Source organism: Paramagnetospirillum marisnigri (genome assembly GCF_001650715.1).
Taxonomy (GTDB): Bacteria; Pseudomonadota; Alphaproteobacteria; order Rhodospirillales; family Magnetospirillaceae; genus Phaeospirillum; species Phaeospirillum marisnigri.
Genome location: NZ_LWQT01000025.1, coordinates 1 through 625, shown reverse-complemented (window position 1 = coordinate 625; position 625 = coordinate 1). Strand labels below are relative to the sequence as shown.

The 625-nt window shown below is 59.4% G+C and carries 1 protein-coding gene; it reads left to right on the top strand.

What is annotated here, in order from left to right; translation table 11 throughout:
- The first annotated feature begins 81 nt into the window (after window positions 1-81).
- Window positions 82-393 (top strand): hypothetical protein, encoded by a 312-nt coding sequence (locus A6A04_RS01565; protein WP_322096760.1) that lies wholly within the window; start codon window positions 82-84, stop codon window positions 391-393.
- The last annotated feature ends 232 nt before the right edge of the window (window positions 394-625 follow it).

Here is a 625-nt window from a genome sequence, read left to right as displayed (position 1 = left end):
TATCTCAGCTATGACAGCCAGGGCAATACCATCGCCCAAGGAAGGACCATCGGGGATGCCCTGCGGTAAGGAGGAGAGGCCCTGATCGAGGCCAAGAAGCAGCTCCCACGCGGTGAATTTGACGCCTGGGTGAAAGCCAACACCAAGGTCAGCAGGGCCAACGCCTATCGCTACATGGACGTGGCGCAGAACTGGAGTTGTCTGGACAGTCTCAACGTTGAGACGATTTCCGATGCCCTGGTTGCCTTGGGTAAGGCTGATCCCCGCACCAAGCCCGCCACCTCCAACCTCCCGACCCTCACCGAGGACGACGCCGAGTACACCCTGAAGATCGCCGCCCTGGCTGAGGGCTGGACGAGGACCCGCCCCGGTGGGCGGGGTTGGTTCCCCTGAAGCTGTCACAGGTTACTGACAGCCCCCCCACACACAAATCACCCGGAGGACACCAAATGATCACACGGATGACGCATGGCCGAATTGTGGCCATCGTGAATGGATACTAACCCATGGCCCGCCTTCTTAACTCAGCAGAGAGGACCCCCCAGGGCCTTTCCTATTTCAGCTTTGAACAGCTACTTGCCACCGAGTTTCCCCCTGAGGAGTACATCCTTTCTCCGCTCATCGA